Origin of the sequence: Streptomyces sp. AB3(2024), assembly GCF_041862025.1 — a bacterium.
GTDB lineage: Bacteria > Actinomycetota > Actinomycetes > Streptomycetales > Streptomycetaceae > Streptomyces.
In genome coordinates this window covers 1-15,682 of sequence record NZ_JBGWAB010000042.1, presented here as the reverse complement: position 1 = coordinate 15,682, position 15,682 = coordinate 1, and the positions used below count along the sequence as shown (strand labels likewise).

Below are 15,682 nucleotides of genomic sequence, written 5' to 3'. Positions count from 1 at the left end.
ACCGGACATAACGACGAAGGGAAAGCGACGACATGACAGCGACAACGCCCGGAGGATTACTCTTCGGGATCTACCCCGGCGGACTCACCGGCGACGACAGCGGCGGCCTGACCACCGGTCCGCCCGACGACCCCGCCCGGGTGACCGCGGCCCTCGACCGGCTTCAGGGCCGGGCGGACCGCCCGTTCCTCGTGCGCGCGTACGTGGGCTTCGACGACGCCACCCGGCTCGGCGGCCCGCACCCGACGGCGACACCGGCCGACGCCGGGCGGTACGCGGTCCGGGGCCGGCGGCTCGACCTGGTGGCCCAGTACAGGTCCTCCTCCGGGGACGTGGACGGCTACTGCGCCTTCCTGCGGGAACTGGTCGTCCAGTACGGCGCGGTCACGCGCACGCTCCAGGTGACGGAGGAACCGAACGTCACGTCCAACCCACTGCTGGACGGCTACTACCCGCGCGTGCGCGAGGCGATCGTGCGCGGAGTGTCCGAAGCCGGGGCGCAGGCCCGCGCGCTCGGACTCACCCACCTGCTCATCGGTTTCAACACCACCCCGCTCTTCGGGCCGGACACCTCCTTCGTCGGCGACCTGACCGACCTCGGCGGCGCCCGCTTCGTCGCCGACCTCGACTACGTGGGACTGGACTTCTTCCCCGACGTCTTCCGGCCCGTGGCCGCAGCCGACCTCGCCTCCGCCGTCGAAGGGCTGCTACGGCACCACCGTGACGCGGTGCTCACCCCGGCCGGCCTGGGGCACCTGCCCCTGCACATCACCGAGCACGGCTGGCCCACCGGCCCGGACCGGCCTGCGCGCCGCCAGGCCGAGGTCGTGGAGACCCTGCTCGGCGTCGTCGCGGCGCGCGCGGGGGAACTCGGCCTCGGCGGGTACACCCACTTCGCGCTCCGCGACGCCGACAGCGCCGACCCGGGCCTCTTCCACCGGTTCGGACTCACCACCGACGACTACACCCCCAAGCCCGCCTTCGAGACCATGCGCAGGCTGGTGGAACGGCTCAGCGTCTGACGGCCCCGGCGTCCCCGGCGGCCTCTGGGGCCGGTGACACGGGGGCGCCGGGCCACCGGGCGCCGCGGCGTTCCGGTTCCTTTGCGAACGCGTGACATGCGTCACGCCCCACCCGGCGGCCCGGATGGGCCGGCAGCGGCCGTACCCTCGTCGACATTTCATCTTTTGTACCTATTTCACGTGGACATTCCGGCCTCCACCAGAAACGGAATCAGGGCCTCCCGTCTCGTCCGGGGCAACGCGGCTGGTGGCGAGGGGTCCTAGTGCCGCGTCAGATGCGTGCCCGACCGGCTGCGGCGAGGACATGCACGATCTTCCGGACGATTCAAGCCGCGCCCTCGCGTCCCCCGCCGGTGCGGCGGGCACGGCTTGCCAGGCCGCTGCCGGGTTTCTAAGAATGGCGGCTCCTCCGGCGTCCTCGCGGTCCGGCGCCGGAAGCTTCGCGATCACCGAGTGAGGTCAGGCATGCGGAAGCACCGTAAGAAGACGCACCATCGGAAGATAATCGTCACCCTCGGGGCCCTCGCCCTCGTGGGCGTCCCCTCTGCCGCCATGGCGTGCCTGGGCCCGCAGGGCTCCGGCCCCGCGCCGGCCGGCGCCGCCGGGCACGACGGCCGGCCCTGGGGCGACGCACCCACCTTCGGGGGCCCCGGTTCACAGCCGCCCGTGGAAGCGCCGGTCGAGGCGGCCGCCCCCGCAGCCCCCGCCGAGCCGGTCGCCGAGCCGGCCTCCGAGCCGCCGGTGGAACCCGCGGACGAAAACGCGCCGGCCGCGGAGCAGCCGCAGGCACCTCAGCCCGCGCAGCAGCCCGCGCAGCAGCCGGCCGAGACCGCGGCCCCCGCAGCCCCCGCGACCCCCGAGGCCTCCGCGGCGCCCTCCGGCCCCGTGGCCGAGGTCGTCGCGCTCGTCAACAAGGAGCGTGCGGCAGTCGGGTGTCCCGCGGTCACCGTCAACGCCCAGCTCACCAAGGCAGCGCAGGACCACAGTGCCGACATGGCCGCCCACGCCACCATGTCCCACACCGGCTCCGACGGCTCCGATCCGGGCGGGCGCATCACCCGTGCCGGATACGTGTGGAGCACGTACGGCGAGAACGTCGCCTACGGCTACCCCACGGCCGCGAAGGTCATGGAGGGCTGGATGAACAGCCCGGGCCACAAGCGGAACATCCTCGACTGCTCCTACAAGGAGATCGGGGTCGGCCTCGCGCAGCCGGGCCAGTACTGGACGCAGGACTTCGGCGCGGCCCGCTGACCCGCTCCGCCATCTCGGCGAACGCAACGAAGGCCCCGGCCTCCCTGAGGAGGCCGGGGCCTTTCGGTCGAGCGCTGGGCAGGCCTTGCACCTGCATTCCCCCACGGGAAGTGGGATGTCTTTCCTTGGACCACCAACGCCGGTCCCGCCACTGCGTTTCCACGGCCGCGAGAACAAGATCAGCATAGCGCACGGTTCCGGTCCCGCGCACCGGCCGGTCAGCGGCCCGTGGACACGGACGGCTTGTGACCCGGGTAGACGTGGCCGGGGGTGACGACGCTCGTGATCGCCTCGCCGAAGAGGGTGCTGGGTTCCTGGCCGCCGACCGTGACGTCGGTGTTCATCAGCACGACCATCGTCGCCTTCTCCTGCGGCAGGTAGACGGTCAGCGTCTCGTACCCGGGAATCGACCCGTTGTGGCCGATCCAGCCCTGGACGTCGAAGATGCCCAGGCCGTAGCCGGCGCCGGGAATGCCGATGGGTCGGGTCTTGAGGCGTTCGGCCTGGGTGGCGCGCGTCAGCAGGGTGCCCGTGGCGACGGTCTTCGCCCAGCTGCGCAGGTCCTGGAGGTCGGAGATCATCGCTCCGGCCGACCAGGCCCAGGAGGGGTTCCAGTCGGTGGAGTCCTCGATCTTCCCACTGGCGGTCTGGTTCGTGTAGCCGCGTGCGTGCGGCCTCGGGAACTCCGCGCCGGTGGGGAAGAGGGTGTGGCGCAGCCCCGCGGGCTTCAGCACGTCCTGGGCGATGACCTCGCCGATCGGGCGGCCGGTGATCTTCTCCACCACCAGTCCGAGCAGGACCAGGTTGGTGTTGGAGTACTCGAACCGGGCGTCCGGGGCGAACCGCACCGGGTGCTTGAAGGAGTACCCGAGCAACTCCTGCGGGGTGAAGGGGCGGTCGGGGTCAGTGGTGAGCGCCTTGTCGAAGGCGGGGTCCTCGCTGTAGTTGAAGAGCCCGCTGCGCATGCCCGCGAGCTGGCGCAGGGTGATGCGGTCACCGTTCGGCACGCCGGCGACGTACCGCCCGATGGGGTCGTCCAGGCCGACCTTCTTCCGGTCGACGAGCCGCAGCAGGGCCGTGACCGTGAACGTCTTGGTCTCGCTGCCGATGCGGAACCTGAGGTCGGGCGTCATGGGGGCGGACGTCGCTTTGTCGGCCACGCCGAAGGCCTTCACGTAGCTGCCCTTGCCCGGCGCCCACAGGCCGACGATCACGCCCGGGACCTTGGTTTCGCGCAGGGTCCTGAGGATGGCGGCGTCGAGCTTCGCCGCGACGGCCGGGGTGAGCTTCGGGAAGCCGGTGTCCGCCGGCGGGGAGGGGGCCGCGCGGGTCGGCGCGGGCGCCCCGTACGCGGAACCCGCGGCGACCGGGGCGATGAGCACACCTGCGGCGGCGACGGCCACACAGGCCCGGCGCAGCCCGACGGGGATCGGCTTCACGGCGCGGCCTCCTGCCGCCGGGAGCGGAACGACATCACCACCGTAGGGCCGCGCCACCCCGCCCGCGCGGTGGGCCGCGGACGACCGTCGGCGCGAAAGGCGGGATTCCCCTCCGCCGGTTCCCCTCCGTCGGCGGGCCCGCGTGGACGAGCGCGGCGTAGCGGCCGCGCCCGTGGAGGAGGCTGGTGTGGGTGCCCGTCTCCACGATGCGCCCCTTGTCGAGGACGAGGGACTCCTCGCCCAGGGTGGACATCACCGCGAGCAGGTTCTGCCGCTCGCGGGTGAGGGCTCGGCGAGCAGCCCGAGCCGGCCCTCGGGCAGCGCGACGTCCGGCATCGTCCGGAGGGACGAACGGCGGCACGACTGCCGTGAGCACCCCGCCCGCGACCAGCAGGACGAAGGCCACCAGGCGGCCCCGGGTGGGGGGTGAAGAGACCCCGGGGGCGGTGCCCGCCGGTCTCGTCGACTGGTCGCCCTCCACCGGGCTCCCGCGGGACGCGGCCCGACCCGGCCGGTCCGGGCGGCGCCCCACCCGGCTTCACGGCGCGCCGGGCTCCTCCCCCGCCCCCGACCGGGCCAGGGCGAGCACCCCCGCGCAGATCAGGGCCAGACCCAGCAGCTGGGGAACCAGCCACCAATGGGTGCGCAGGTGCTCCTCGTACAGCAGCACCCCCAGCGCGACGCTGACGCCCGCGTCGCCGAGGGTCAGGGCGGGCTGCGAGGCGACCAGCGGCCCGCCCTGCATGGCGTGTTCGAGGAGCAGCACGGCGCAGATGCCGCTCGCGGCGAAGCCGTAGGTCTCCCAGGTCGTCAGGAACGCCCCGACGCCGCCCTCGCTCAGTGCGTGCACCGCCGACTTCATGAGGGCCGCCGTGAGGGCGTAGCAGACGGCGGTGGCCGCGCCGAGGCATCCGGCCCGCATCCGGCCCGGTCGCCGCCGCAGTCCGGCCGCCGCGAGCACGGCCACCGCCGCGGTGCACGCCGGCAGTGCCATCACCCACCGGTCGAGCGGAACGTGCGTGCGGTTGCCCGTCGGCGAGGCGGCCACCGGTACGGTCCCCAGCCCCGCCACCACCGCGGCCACGGCGAGCCACAGCACCCCCGGCAGCCGGTTGCGCCCGACCAGCGAGGCGATCAGCAGGGCGAGCGGCAGCTCCAGCACGAACAGCGGCTGTACGAGGGACAGCGCGCCCGTCGCCAGCGCCGCGGCCTGGCCCACGCCGGCCGCGATCACCGCGAGGAACCCGCCGATCCACACGGGGCGGCGCAGCAGATCGAGGACGAGCCCGAAGCGGAAGCCGTCGCTCTGCGGCACCGTGGGCGAGGCCCTCCGCTGGAGGACCGTCGCGAGGGCGTTGCTGAACGCCGCGAACAGCGCGAAGAGGACCGGCAGTACGAAGCCCATGCCCCGATCCTCACCGCACCCGTCGCGGCGCGGCGCCATGACACCGCACGGTACGCGCCCGGCGGCGCCCATTCCCCCGTCCGGGTCCGCGGACGGGGGCGGCCCGCACGGCCCGTGTCAGGCCAGGTGGTCCGCGACGAGCTCGGCGAAGGCCTCCGGGGTGAGGACGGTGACGCCCAGTTCCCCGGCCTTGACCGCCTTCGAGCTCGGCTTCCCGCTCGGGGACGGGGCGCAGACCAGGTAGGCGGTCTTGGAATTGACGCTGCTGCCCGCCTTGCCGCCGGCCCTCTCGATCAGGGCGTTCATCTCCGAGCGTCCCAGTGTCTCCAGCGGTCCGCTCATCTTGCCGGTGACGACGACGGTGCGCCCGGCCAGGGGGCCCTCCGCGACGGGGCGCGCTTCCCGCGGCTCCTTCATGTTCACGCCGGCTTCGGCCAGCTTGTCGATGACGGATGCCAGCAGGGCGACCTGTTCGACGATGACCGGGGCCTTCTCCCCGCCGATGCCGTCGACTTCCTGCAGGGCGGCGGCGTCGGCCGCGCGGATCGCATCCATGCTCTCGAAGTGCGCGGCGATGCGCCGGGACATGCTCCGCCCGGTGCCGAGCACGCCCAGGGCGCAGAAGACGCGGCTCAGTGGGCGGGACTTGGCGGCCTCGATCTGCTCGGCGAGTCTGGCCCCGCGCTTGGCGCTGCCGGAGGCGACGGTGAGCTGCTCCTCGGTGAGGGTGAAGAGGTCGGCGACGTCGGCGACGTCACCGGAGTCGATCAAAGCCTTGACGTACGTCTTGCCGAGGCCGTCTATGTCGAGCATGTCGCGTCCGGCCGCGTACTCGATCAGGGCGGGCAGCGCGCAGGCCGTGCCCTTGGCGCAGCGCCACCGCTCCTGGTCCTTGTTGATCTCGCCCGCGCAGTTCGGGCAGGCCGTGGGCAGCGGCACCTCGCGCGCCCCGGCGGGACGGAGGCCGGTCACCGGGGCCTGGACTCGGGGGATGATGTCGCCGGCCTTGTAGACCGTCACGGTGTCCCCGAGGTGGAGGTCGCGGCGGCGGATGTCGGCCGGGTTGTGCAGGGTGGCGCGGGTGACGGTGGATCCGTCGATGTCCACCGGTTCGAGGATGGCCGTCGGGGCGAGGACGCCGGTGCGGCCCACGTCCCAGACCACGTCCCTCAGTACGGTCTGCCGCTCGACGGCCGGGAGTTTGAAGGCCGTCGCCCAGTGCGGGAACCGGCTGCCGAAACCGGCCGCGGCCTGCTCGGCCGCGTCGTTCGCCTTGATCACGACCCCGTCGATGCCGAACGGGAGGACGGGACGCAGCGCGGCCATCTCGTCGACCTTCCGCTGCGCCTCGGTCAGGGTGGCGACGACGTGCAGCCCGGCGGGCGTGGCGGCGGTGGTCTGCACCCCGGCCTCGGCGACGGCGGCCAGGACCTCGGCGTGCGTGGCGCCGGCGGGTGCGAAGGCACAGCCGTCCAGCTCGACCGCCCCGTACGCCCAGAAGGTCATCGCGAGCCGGTACGGGCGGTCCTTGGCGCGCAGGGTGCCGGCCGTGCCGTTGCGCGGGTTCGCGAAGACCTGCGCGCCGTGCGCGGCGCGCACCTCGTTCGCCGTCTCGAACTGCTGCTGGGTGAAGAGGACTTCGCCGCGCACCTCGAAGGTGAGCGGCACGGGCAGGTGCTCGGGCAGGCCCTCGATGGTGCCGATGACGTGGCTGACGTCCTCGCCGTGGGTGCCGTTGCCCCGGGTGACGATCCGTTCCAGACGGCCGGCGCGGTAGCGGGCGGCGACGGCCGCGCCGTCCATCTTCGGCTCGACGGTGAACCCGCCGGCCGGCTCGTGGCCGAGGCGGCGCTGCAGGGAGACGCCCCAGGCCGTGAGGCCGGCCGGGTCGAAGACGTTGTCGAGGCTGAGCAGCCGGGTGGTGTGCGCGACGTCGCCGGCCGGGGCGGCACCGTCCCCGACCAGAGCGGTCGGGGAATCCGGGGCGACCTCGTCGGGGTGCGCCCGCTCCCAGGCCAGCACGGCGAGGCGGAGCCGGTCGTAGGTGGCATCGTCGACGGGGCTGTCACCGTCCCCGTAGTACGCCCGCGACGCCTCGCGCAGGCGGCCGAGAGCGGCTTCGTAGTCGTCGCGGCCGGACATGCTGGACAGCGCCTCATCGGCGTAAAGGCTCTTCATGTCCTTGATCCTGCACCACGGGTCTGACAACGGCCCCCGGCCGGCGGCCGGTCATCGGGCGGGGATCGTCTCGGCAGTGCGGACGCCTCTGCGAACGCGGCGAGCAGCTGCAGCGGCCACTCGGCATCGGCCTGGCCGACGGCCAGGCCGACCCAGCGCTCGGACCCGCCCGGCAGCCACACCTGGAGGGTGGAGGTCACCCCGGAGAGGAACCCGATCGGCTCCGGCTCCTCGGCGTCGAAATCGGGATCGGTGTGCGTACCGGTACCGGTACCGGCGAAGCCCGGACGGGCGCCGAGGTCGACCGTGGCCGGGGCGCCCCAGCGCCGGGTGAGGAGCTCGGCCAGGGCGGCGCGGTCGGCCTCCACGCCCGCCTCGGCCTCCTCGACGAGCCCGGTGTCGCGGTCCTCCCAGAAGTCCTGGCTCTCCACCAACACGACCAGGTGGTACCCGGGCCCGCCCCATCGGTCCCCCGCCCGCTCCTCCTGCCGGGGGAAGCGCAGCTCGTGAAGGTCCTCGACGGTGTGGAGCAGCTCCTCGGCGGGACGCGTCCGGTGGCGGGGCGGCATGCGCACAGCGTAGTCCGCCGCCTGACCCGAAGGAGGGTCGAGAGCTGCCCGGTCGTCAGGCGGTCAGGGCGTCAGGCGGTCAGGGCGTCGTCGTCGCCCGGTGTGGGACGGACGGCGAGCCGGGTGTACCACTCCGTGGCGAGGATCCGGTCCCGGGTTTCGGCGGGGAGGCGGGAGAGGATTCCCGGCAGCGGGCGTTCACGTTCCGCTTCGCTCCGGTGCGCGGTGATGGCGGACCACTTCCGCTCCAGCCACGGACGTACGTCGACCGTCGCCGTGACGTGCTCGTCGGGAACGCTGCGTACGGTCTTCCCCACGCTCCGCAGGAGTGCGCCGAGCTCGCCGGCGCCCGAGTGGGGGTGCGTGGCCAGATAGACGGCGCTGGGCAGCCAGGGCTCCCCCGCCTCGGGGTGGAGGTGCTCCAGGCCGGCGGCGTGCACGGCCGTCAGGGTCGCCCGGTGGGTGCGGACGTGGTCGGGGTGGCCGGTCAGCTGGCCGTACCCGTCATGGGTGACGACGACATCGGGCCGGACCTCGCGCACATGGCGCACGAGCCGCGCCACCACCTCGTCCTGCGGCGCGTCGAGCAACCGCGCCCGGCCGGGTGCCGACCCGGGCACGCGTGCGTCGGCGTACCCCAGCATCCGCGGCCCACCGGCGCCGAGGATGCGCAGGGCATCGGCGAGTTCGGGCGCACGGTGGCTGTCCGGCGCCCAGGTCGTGGTGACGACGGCCGTACGCGCGCCCGCGGCGGCGTGGCGGGCGAGCACGCCGCCCGCGAGGAGGGACTCGTCGTCGGGGTGGGCGAAGACTGCGAGCAGGCTCGGTACGGACGTGGTTCCTCCGGGGCGGGAGCGGGACCTGCGGCCGGTCACCGGTGCGCTTCCGGCTCCGTCCGGTCGCCGGGCGACGGCGGCTGCTGCCGGCCGGGCAGGAACGTGGCCGACTTCGCGGCGAGTTGACGCGCGAGGTATTCGGCCGCGTCGTCCGGCCGCATCCGGGCGAGCGTGACCAGGGCGGTGATGGCGGTGTCCGCGACCTCCGCCTGGACGTCCGGCCAGCCGTGGCTGTACCCCTTCCTCGGGTTGGTGCCGCGGGCTCCGATCACGGCCTGCGCCGCCTCCCCGAACTCCTCGCCGATCTTGAGGACCTGGAGTGTCCATTGCTCCTCCGCGGACACCCCCCGCTCGTCGTCGCGGCGCGCGAAGGACACGGCGAGCCGCTCGATGACGGGCCAGAGGTCCTGTGTACCTGTCCCGGTCACGGGGATCTCGCTCACGTATGGCTCCTTTCAGGAGCAACGGCCTTCCGGGGAAGGGCGGTTCGGTCCGCCGGAGGCGGGTCGGCAATGACGAGTCTGGCCTGTGGGACGGCCCCTGCGCACCCGGACGCCATCGAACTCACACGTTCGCGCGGACACGGCCGACCGGCGTGGCGGCGCCTGGGGCGCGCGGGCCGGTCGGCGGTGGGGGCTCAGTGGTTGACGAAGGTGAGGCTGGTCGCGTCGTAGCGAGTGCCGGCGATCCGGTCCGGCGACGCGGCGGCCTCGATGGCGGCCAGGTCCTCGGGAGACAGTTCCACGGCCAGTGCGGCGAGGTTCTCCTCCAGGTAGCGCTGCCGCCGGGTGCCGGGGATCGGCACCACGTCGTCGCCCCGGCCCTGCACCCAGGCCAGGGCGAGCTGGCCGGTGGTGACCCCCTTGGCCGCGGCCAGCTCGTTCAGCTTCGCGACGATCGCGAGGTTGCGTTCGAGGTTGCCGTCGGCGAAGCGCGGCTGCGTGCGCCGCACATCGTTCTCGGACAGCCCCTCGACCGACTGGTACTGCCCGGTCAGGAAGCCGCGCCCGAGCGGGGAGAACGGGACCAGGCCGATGCCGAGTTCGCGGCAGACCGGTGCGATCTCCGCCTCCAGGTCGCGGGTCCACAGCGACCACTCGCTCTGCAGGGCGGCGATCGGGTGCACCGCGTGGGCCCGCCGGATGGTCTGCGCGCCGGCCTCGGACAGCCCGAGGTGGCGGACCTTGCCCTCCCGGACCAGCTCGGCCATCGCACCGACCGTCTCCTCGATCGGCACCTGCGGGTCGACCCGGTGCTGGTAGTAGAGGTCGATGTGGTCGACCCCGAGGCGGCGCAGCGACGCCTCGCACGCCTGCCGGACGTGGGCGGCGTCACCGCGGACCAGGGTGGGCTCGCCCAGGCGGTTGGCGAAGCCGAACTTGGTGGCCAGCACCACCTCGTCGCGGCGTCCCGCCACGGCCCGGCCGATCAACTCCTCGTTGTGCCCGGCGCCGTAGAAGTCGGAGGTGTCCAGGAGGGTCACCCCGAGATCGAGGGCACGGTGCAGGGTGGCGATCGACTGCGCGTCGTCCGACGCGCCGTAACCGTGGCTCATGCCCATGCACCCCAGCCCCTGTGCGGAGACGGCCAGTTCGCCCAGGTACCGGGTGGGAAGGTCGGTCATGGTGATGCCTCCTGAGATCGAGTTCGTCTGCTCAGGACGCTAGGTGTTGGAGTGCGCTCCATGTCAACCGACTTCGACGCCCTCTCCGCCAGGGCCGCCTTCGCCGAGAGCGCCGACTTCGGTGTACGGCAGGCAGGGCCAGGGCCCGCCCCTGTCGAGGGCCAGGGGATGATGGGTCCATGTCGCAACCGTCCGTACCACGCAAGACCCTCGGCCGGCCTCCCCGCATCTCCCGTGAGGAGGTCATCGGGACGGCCCGGCGGATCGTCACCGCCGAGGGGGTGGACCGGCTGACGATGCGGCGGTTGGCCACCGAGATCGGCAGTACCCCGATGGCGCTGTACCACCACGTCCGCAACAAGGAGGAACTGCTCCTCCTGCTGCTGGACGACCACGCCGCCCGGACGCTGCGCCGGCCCGGGACGTTGTCCGCCGACCCCCGCGAGCGGGTCGTCGTCGCCGCGGTCGCCGTGCACGGGGCGCTCGCCGCCTGCCCCTGGATCGTGGAGGTGCTGACGGCCGACGACCTGATGTCCGCCTCCGCGCTGTGGTTCGTCGAGCAGATCGTCGACGGGCTGGTCGCATGTGGGCTGACCCCCGAACGGGCCGTGCACGGCTACCGCGCGATCTGGTACTACACCGCCGGGGAGATCGTGGTCCGGGCCGCGGCGGAGCGGCGGCGTGCGGACGACGACCGTACGACGCACCGGGAGCGGGTCTTCGCCGGCCTCGCTCCGGACGAGCTGCCGCGGCTGGCCGAGCTCGCGGACCGGTGGGCCCCGCTGACCGCCGAGGACACCTACCGGGACGGGCTGGACGCCCTGGTGGACGGCCTCCTGGCCCGCCGTTGACGGGGTCCCGCCGCCGCGGGTCCCCGGCCGGCCGGCCTCAGCCGTGGGGCGGGTGGAGGGCGATCGTCCAGGTGTGGACGGTGTACCGGCTCGGGTGACCGGGCCGCGGCTCGGCGATGACCGCGGTGACGTTCCCGCCCTCGCGGCGCAGGGACACCGTCCGGCGAGGGTCCTCGTCGGCGGTGGCGGGCAGGAGCTCCGCGAGCACGGTGGCACCGAGCCGACGGTCCACGGCCCGCAGCACCCCCGCGTCGAGGACGAGGATGGTGCCGTCCTCCAGGACCACGGGCCGCGCGGCCGACGCTCCGGTCAGGCGGGGGCCGCGTTCGATGACGCCGCCGGGCAGCAGGCGGACGACACGGCTGCCGGTCGGAAGGCTCCGGTCGGTCTCGACGACGCGGATGCCGGTGCCGATGACGTAATGGCCGTAGCTGCGCCAGGAGTCGACGAGTGCGGCGTCGCGGTCGTACTGCCGGGTGTCGAAGGCGTCGTACCCCTCCAGGCCGAGCAGGAAGCGGCCGCCGCCGAGGGCGGCGCCGCGCTTGCCGCGCAGTTCGGCGATCCGGGTGCCGTCCACCAGGTCGAGGAGGAGGGCCGGGCCGAGGTGGCCCCAGGGGGTGTAGTCGAGGGAGTCCGTGGTGACCAGGACCCGGTCCCCGCTGACGTGGGCGGCGTTGGGCAGGCCGGCGCAGCGGTGGGTCCAACGGGTGAGGCCCGACCCGTCGACGCAGGTCACCCGGCCGACCGTGCCGTGGATGCGCAGGCCGTCCCGCGAGGCGAGCGGCCGGGCCTTCCCCGCGCGGTGGCGCTCGTACGGCGGGAGGCCGGTGGCCTGCCGGTACTCGACGACGCCCACGCGCCAGGGCGCGGGAGACGCGGAGGACGTGTCCTGTGCTCGGCCGCTCTGTTCGGGGTCCGCCATGCCCGCGATGGTAGCCGCCCCCGGCCGCCCCCTCCGGACGGGCGGCCGCGTCCGCCTTCCGGATCGTCACATCCGAGCGGCGTCTGCCCGGGATCGCCGCCGCGCCGTACGGCGTACGGCCCCACCGCGCGCGTGGGGCCGTACGGTCGGCGTCCGCACCGGGGCGTCCGCCGCCGTCACCGCCGCACCCGCGTCGAGGAACTCCGCCACGGTCGCCACGAAGCGGGCGGGGTCGTCGATCCACGGGTAGTGGCCCGCTCCGGGCTGGACGACGAGCGTGGCGTCGGGGAAGAGCTCCGCGAATCCGGCGACCATCGTGGGCGGGCTGTTCAGGTCGAACTCCCCGGCGAGGAGCAGGACCGGGCCCGCGAAGGTGCCGAGCGCCGTCCGGGTGGCCTCGGGGTCGAACGCGCCGTCGGCGCCGAAGTGGGCGACCGCGTCCGGGTTGCGCGGCTGCCCGGCCTCGTGGTGCTCGCGCGCCGCGGTGTCCCACCGGCCGCAGAAGAAGGGGGCGAGGGCCGCCCGGTCGGCCGCTCCGCCGACGCCCCTGGAGACCGCCTCCAGCGCGGCGAAGGCCTCGGGAAACCACGGCTCGTCCTTCCGCAGCAGTGCGAGCTCGCGCCGCGTCGCACCGCTGACGTCGATGCCGACGGCTCGGGCGCCGGGGCCGATGAGGGCGAGCCTGCCGGTCCGCTCCGGGTACCGGGCCACGTACCGCGCCGCGAGGTTCGCCCCGCCGGAGTGGGCCAGCAGATCGGTCCGGGCGAGCCCGAGGTGTGCGCGCAGGGCCTCCACGTCGTCGACCAGGCGGTCGCACCGGTAGGAGGCGGTGTCTTCGGGGACGGCGGACCGGCCGGTGCCGCGCAGGTCCGGCAGGATCAGCCGGCGGTGGCGGGCCAGACCTCCGAGGTCGCCGAGGTAGCGGGAGTCCGCGGGGCCGCCGGGGAGGCAGAGCAGGGGGTCGCCGTCGCCGATCGTGCGGTAGGCGAGCAGGGTTCCGTCGGGTGCGGGGTAAGTGGGCATGGCGTGGATCCTGCCACCCAGAACCCGGTTGTACAACCAGGTTGTACAACCGGGATGTAAAACCTGGTTATGGTCAATGCCTCCCCCGGTGTATAACCGAGCCATGACAGGCACCACGGACCCCTCCGGGGCACTGAGCGAGGAGCAGGCGGGGCGGATCCTCGCCGACATGAACGAGGTCATCCGGGCGGGCGAGGAGATGCGCAGGCTCCGCTCCGAGATGATCAAGGTGTTGGTGGGGCTGGGCTGGACCCAGGAGCGGATCGCCCGGCTCACGGACATGAGCCAGCCGGCCGTTTCCAAGCAGGTGGTGAAGTACAGGGCGGAGGACCCCACGCCGACCCCGATGCAACTCTCCCTCCGCCAGCACGACGCGCCCTGGCTCGAAGGACGCCTGTGGGGCCTGGCCGAGGAGATCTCCGAGACCCTCGGCGCCACCGCCCGCTGCACCCGTCACGTCGACGCGTTCGCCCGCGGCCGCAAGCACTTCACCCCGCGGACGGTGGACGAGCTGCGGCGGCTGGTCGAGGAGGACCTGCGGCTGCGCCGGGCCGAGCTGCCCGACGGCTACCGGGAGGCGTACGACGAGATCAGCCGCGGCCTCGACGTCCCCGCCGGGCCCCCGGCGGCCGCCACGGGGCCGGCCTCCGTCCGGCGTGCGCTGGCGCACCGCATCCAGCGCGACCGGCTCGGGGGTACGGCCTGACCCGGGCGGTCACTCCCCGCGCAGGGCGCCCCGCAGACCGGACTGGCTGATGAGGATGCCCCCGTCGACGGGGAGGGTCACACCGGTGATCCAGGCGGCGTCGCGGGACGCCAGGAAGGCCACGGCAGCCGCGATGTCGTCGGGCAGGCCGACCCTGCCCAGCGGATAGTGCCCGGCGGCGGCCTCCAGCCCGGCCTCGCGCCCCGCCCAGCCGTCGGTGTGGACCGTGCCGGGGGCGACCAGGTTCACGCGGACGCCCCGGGGCGCCGCGTGGCCGGCGAGCGTACGGGTCAGTCCGGCGAGGCCCGCCTTGGCCGCGCTGTAGGCGTGGTTGCCGAAGTCCTGCTCGCCGTTGACCGAGCCGATGCTGACGATCGCACCCCGGCGGCCGGTTGCCGCCGCGAGGTGCGGGAGGGCGGCGCGGGCGCAGCGGTAGGCGCCGGTGAGGGTGACGTCCAGGTCCCGTGCCCAGGTCTCGTCGGTCCCGTCCTCGAAGAGGGGGGTGTCCGGGTGGCAGGAGTGGGCGTTGTTGACCAGCACGTCGAGCGTGCCGAAGCGGCGGACCGCGTGGGCGACGGCCGCCTCGACCGCGGCGCGGTCGCCCACGTCGCAGCCCAGCGACTCGGCGGCGCCCCCGCGCTCCCGGATGCCGGCCGCCGCCTTCTCGGCCCGCTCCCCGTCCAGGTCGGTGACCAGCACCCGCGCACCCTCCCCGGCCAGCCGTCGGGCGGCGGCCTCACCGATGCCGCGCCCCGCACCCGTGACCAGTACGCCGTACCCCTCGAAACGTCGCATGCCGGGCTCCCTACCCACCCCCCGCACGCCCCGAACCGGGAGCCCGCTCGCCCGGCCCGACTCCGCTCCGGGCGCAGAGGCCTCCGCCTCGAACCCTTAGGCTTGCGTTGATCATTCAGGAATACCGGGGCGGGAAAACATGAACAAGTGGGTTGCGGTCGCGGGTGTCACCACACTGGGCATGCTCGCCGTGGGGTGCGGTGCGAGCGGGGAGACGGCGCCGAGCGGCGGCGGCAAGCCGGCCGCTGCCGGCTCGCCCGACGCGGCCTCCCCCTCCCTCCCCAAGCAGGCGGACGGCGAGCTGGCGGCCGACAAGGGGACCCGGTACCCGCGCGTCGGTCTTCCCGTGATGGAGCAGCTCACCTGTGACAAGGGTGACGGCGGCTTCCGCTTCGGCAACGGCAAGGACGTGCGCCTGTCCGGGACCGACGACCTCCCCCTCCGCGAGGACAAGAGCGGCGGCGACCGGATCTCCTGCTTCGGATTCCCCCGCATCCAACTGAGCAAGGGCCCCATCACGGTCACCGCGCCGGACCTCATCGCCCGCACGAAGCTGTTCGACAAGGTGGCGGACCCCAAGGCCACCCTGGACAAGGTCTTCGAGGAGTCCCTGGGCGCCGGTAAAGGCGAACGGCCGCTCGTCGGCGAACCGACGGCGGTCAGCACCCCTGCCGCGGTGATCAAGTGTCAGCAGAACGTCGCCGACAGCTTCCCGATGACGACCTGCTACTGGGCCGACTACGGCGCCGTCGGCGCGATCGACTACTTCCCGCCGGGCGGAAAGCACTTCTCCATGGTGCAAGCGGTCGAACGCACCAAGGAGTTCGTCAAGACGGCCCTGCAGCCCGCCGCCGGCTCCTGAGCCGGGCCGGGGGGTGCACAGTGCGGTGAGCTTGTTTCGGCCTGCGCCCGTCCGGCACGCCGCTACGCCGAAGCCACGGCACCGGCCGGGGGGGGGGGGGGGGGGGCGGGGGGGGGCCCCGGCCGGGGGGTGTGTGGGGGGTGGGGGGGCGATATGTACCCCCCCCCCCACGGCCCCCCCGCCCCCACCCCCCCGC

16 protein-coding genes are annotated in these 15,682 nt (G+C 73.9%); 5 read left to right on the top strand and 11 right to left on the bottom strand.

Annotation, left to right across the window (positions count from 1 at the left end; all coding sequences use genetic code 11):
* Positions 1-32 precede the first annotated feature (32 nt).
* Both ACEPPI_RS18455 and ACEPPI_RS18450 read left to right on the top strand, forming a co-directional pair.
* Entirely contained in the window at positions 33-1,022 is a 990-nt protein-coding gene (locus ACEPPI_RS18455; protein WP_373916314.1) for a hypothetical protein, read from the top strand.
* Positions 1,023-1,487: 465 nt separating this feature from the next.
* Complete coding sequence (locus ACEPPI_RS18450) at positions 1,488-2,276, top strand: CAP domain-containing protein (protein ID WP_373916313.1); 789 nt, start codon at positions 1,488-1,490, stop codon at positions 2,274-2,276.
* A 218-nt stretch (positions 2,277-2,494) separates the two neighbouring features.
* Here ACEPPI_RS18450 and ACEPPI_RS18445 read toward each other — a convergent pair whose 3' ends face one another.
* The 8 genes from ACEPPI_RS18445 to ACEPPI_RS18410 form a co-directional block, all read right to left on the bottom strand.
* The gene (locus ACEPPI_RS18445; protein WP_373916312.1) at positions 2,495-3,715 is read right to left on the bottom strand and encodes a serine hydrolase domain-containing protein; all 1,221 of its coding nucleotides are present in this window, start codon (positions 3,713-3,715) and stop codon (positions 2,495-2,497) included.
* 34 nt (positions 3,716-3,749) lie between these two features.
* Positions 3,750-4,196 carry a hypothetical protein gene (locus tag ACEPPI_RS18440; protein WP_373916311.1) on the bottom strand — a complete coding sequence of 149 codons (447 nt, stop codon included), beginning with the start codon at positions 4,194-4,196 and terminating at the stop codon, positions 3,750-3,752.
* Positions 4,197-4,253: 57 nt separating this feature from the next.
* Complete coding sequence (locus tag ACEPPI_RS18435) at positions 4,254-5,120, bottom strand: DMT family transporter (RefSeq protein WP_373916310.1); 867 nt, start codon at positions 5,118-5,120, stop codon at positions 4,254-4,256.
* Between the two features lie 117 nt (positions 5,121-5,237).
* A complete protein-coding gene (ligA, locus tag ACEPPI_RS18430) occupies positions 5,238-7,298 on the bottom strand; it encodes an NAD-dependent DNA ligase LigA (RefSeq protein WP_373916309.1) in 2,061 nt (686 codons plus the stop codon).
* Entirely contained in the window at positions 7,295-7,867 is a 573-nt protein-coding gene (locus ACEPPI_RS18425) for a hypothetical protein (protein ID WP_373916308.1), read from the bottom strand. The genes ligA and ACEPPI_RS18425 overlap by 4 nt, the downstream gene beginning before the upstream one ends.
* 71 nt (positions 7,868-7,938) lie before the next feature.
* Entirely contained in the window at positions 7,939-8,742 is an 804-nt protein-coding gene (locus ACEPPI_RS18420; RefSeq protein ID WP_373916307.1) for a PIG-L deacetylase family protein, read from the bottom strand.
* Positions 8,739-9,146, bottom strand: coding sequence for a MazG-like family protein (locus tag ACEPPI_RS18415; RefSeq protein WP_373916306.1), 408 nt, complete (start codon positions 9,144-9,146; stop codon positions 8,739-8,741). Before ACEPPI_RS18415 ends, ACEPPI_RS18420 begins: the two co-directional genes overlap by 4 nt.
* A 194-nt stretch (positions 9,147-9,340) precedes the next feature.
* Positions 9,341-10,327: an aldo/keto reductase gene (locus ACEPPI_RS18410; protein ID WP_373916305.1), complete on the bottom strand. Its 987-nt coding sequence runs from the start codon at positions 10,325-10,327 to the stop codon at positions 9,341-9,343.
* Between the two features lie 179 nt (positions 10,328-10,506).
* On the opposite strand from ACEPPI_RS18410, the gene ACEPPI_RS18405 reads away from it, so the two are divergent.
* Positions 10,507-11,178 carry a TetR/AcrR family transcriptional regulator gene (locus ACEPPI_RS18405; protein ID WP_373916304.1) on the top strand — a complete coding sequence of 224 codons (672 nt, stop codon included), beginning with the start codon at positions 10,507-10,509 and terminating at the stop codon, positions 11,176-11,178.
* A gap of 37 nt (positions 11,179-11,215) precedes the next feature.
* On the opposite strand, the gene ACEPPI_RS18400 is transcribed toward ACEPPI_RS18405, so the two are convergent.
* Positions 11,216-12,100 (bottom strand): hypothetical protein, encoded by an 885-nt coding sequence (locus tag ACEPPI_RS18400; RefSeq protein ID WP_373916303.1) that lies wholly within the window; start codon positions 12,098-12,100, stop codon positions 11,216-11,218.
* Between the two features lie 66 nt (positions 12,101-12,166).
* Positions 12,167-13,123, bottom strand: a complete 957-nt coding sequence (locus tag ACEPPI_RS18395; RefSeq protein WP_373916302.1) for an alpha/beta fold hydrolase — start codon at positions 13,121-13,123, stop codon at positions 12,167-12,169.
* A 103-nt stretch (positions 13,124-13,226) separates the two neighbouring features.
* Here ACEPPI_RS18395 and ACEPPI_RS18390 point away from each other — a divergent pair, with 103 nt between their 5' ends.
* Positions 13,227-13,829, top strand: coding sequence for a sigma-70 family RNA polymerase sigma factor (locus tag ACEPPI_RS18390; RefSeq protein WP_373916301.1), 603 nt, complete (start codon positions 13,227-13,229; stop codon positions 13,827-13,829).
* A 9-nt stretch (positions 13,830-13,838) separates the two neighbouring features.
* Here the strand turns inward: ACEPPI_RS18390 and ACEPPI_RS18385 are convergent, their stop codons facing one another.
* The gene (locus ACEPPI_RS18385; RefSeq protein WP_373916300.1) at positions 13,839-14,624 is read right to left on the bottom strand and encodes an SDR family NAD(P)-dependent oxidoreductase; all 786 of its coding nucleotides are present in this window, start codon (positions 14,622-14,624) and stop codon (positions 13,839-13,841) included.
* 139 nt (positions 14,625-14,763) lie between these two features.
* On the opposite strand from ACEPPI_RS18385, the gene ACEPPI_RS18380 reads away from it, so the two are divergent.
* The gene (locus ACEPPI_RS18380; protein ID WP_373916299.1) at positions 14,764-15,486 is read left to right on the top strand and encodes a hypothetical protein; all 723 of its coding nucleotides are present in this window, start codon (positions 14,764-14,766) and stop codon (positions 15,484-15,486) included.
* Positions 15,487-15,682: the final 196 nt, after the last annotated feature.

Coding starts and splice junctions, on each gene's coding strand:
- ACEPPI_RS18410 (WP_373916305.1), bottom strand. CDS start 10,327: ATGACCGACCTTCCCACCCGGTACCTGGGCGAACTGGCCGTCTCCGCA.
- ACEPPI_RS18450 (WP_373916313.1), top strand. CDS start 1,488: ATGCGGAAGCACCGTAAGAAGACGCACCATCGGAAGATAATCGTCACC.
- ACEPPI_RS18435 (WP_373916310.1), bottom strand. CDS start 5,120: ATGGGCTTCGTACTGCCGGTCCTCTTCGCGCTGTTCGCGGCGTTCAGC.
- ACEPPI_RS18385 (WP_373916300.1), bottom strand. CDS start 14,624: ATGCGACGTTTCGAGGGGTACGGCGTACTGGTCACGGGTGCGGGGCGC.
- ACEPPI_RS18425 (WP_373916308.1), bottom strand. CDS start 7,867: ATGCCGCCCCGCCACCGGACGCGTCCCGCCGAGGAGCTGCTCCACACC.
- ACEPPI_RS18395 (WP_373916302.1), bottom strand. CDS start 13,123: ATGCCCACTTACCCCGCACCCGACGGAACCCTGCTCGCCTACCGCACG.
- ACEPPI_RS18390 (WP_373916301.1), top strand. CDS start 13,227: ATGACAGGCACCACGGACCCCTCCGGGGCACTGAGCGAGGAGCAGGCG.
- ACEPPI_RS18405 (WP_373916304.1), top strand. CDS start 10,507: ATGTCGCAACCGTCCGTACCACGCAAGACCCTCGGCCGGCCTCCCCGC.
- ACEPPI_RS18380 (WP_373916299.1), top strand. CDS start 14,764: ATGAACAAGTGGGTTGCGGTCGCGGGTGTCACCACACTGGGCATGCTC.
- ACEPPI_RS18400 (WP_373916303.1), bottom strand. CDS start 12,100: ATGGCGGACCCCGAACAGAGCGGCCGAGCACAGGACACGTCCTCCGCG.
- ligA (WP_373916309.1), bottom strand. CDS start 7,298: ATGAAGAGCCTTTACGCCGATGAGGCGCTGTCCAGCATGTCCGGCCGC.
- ACEPPI_RS18455 (WP_373916314.1), top strand. CDS start 33: ATGACAGCGACAACGCCCGGAGGATTACTCTTCGGGATCTACCCCGGC.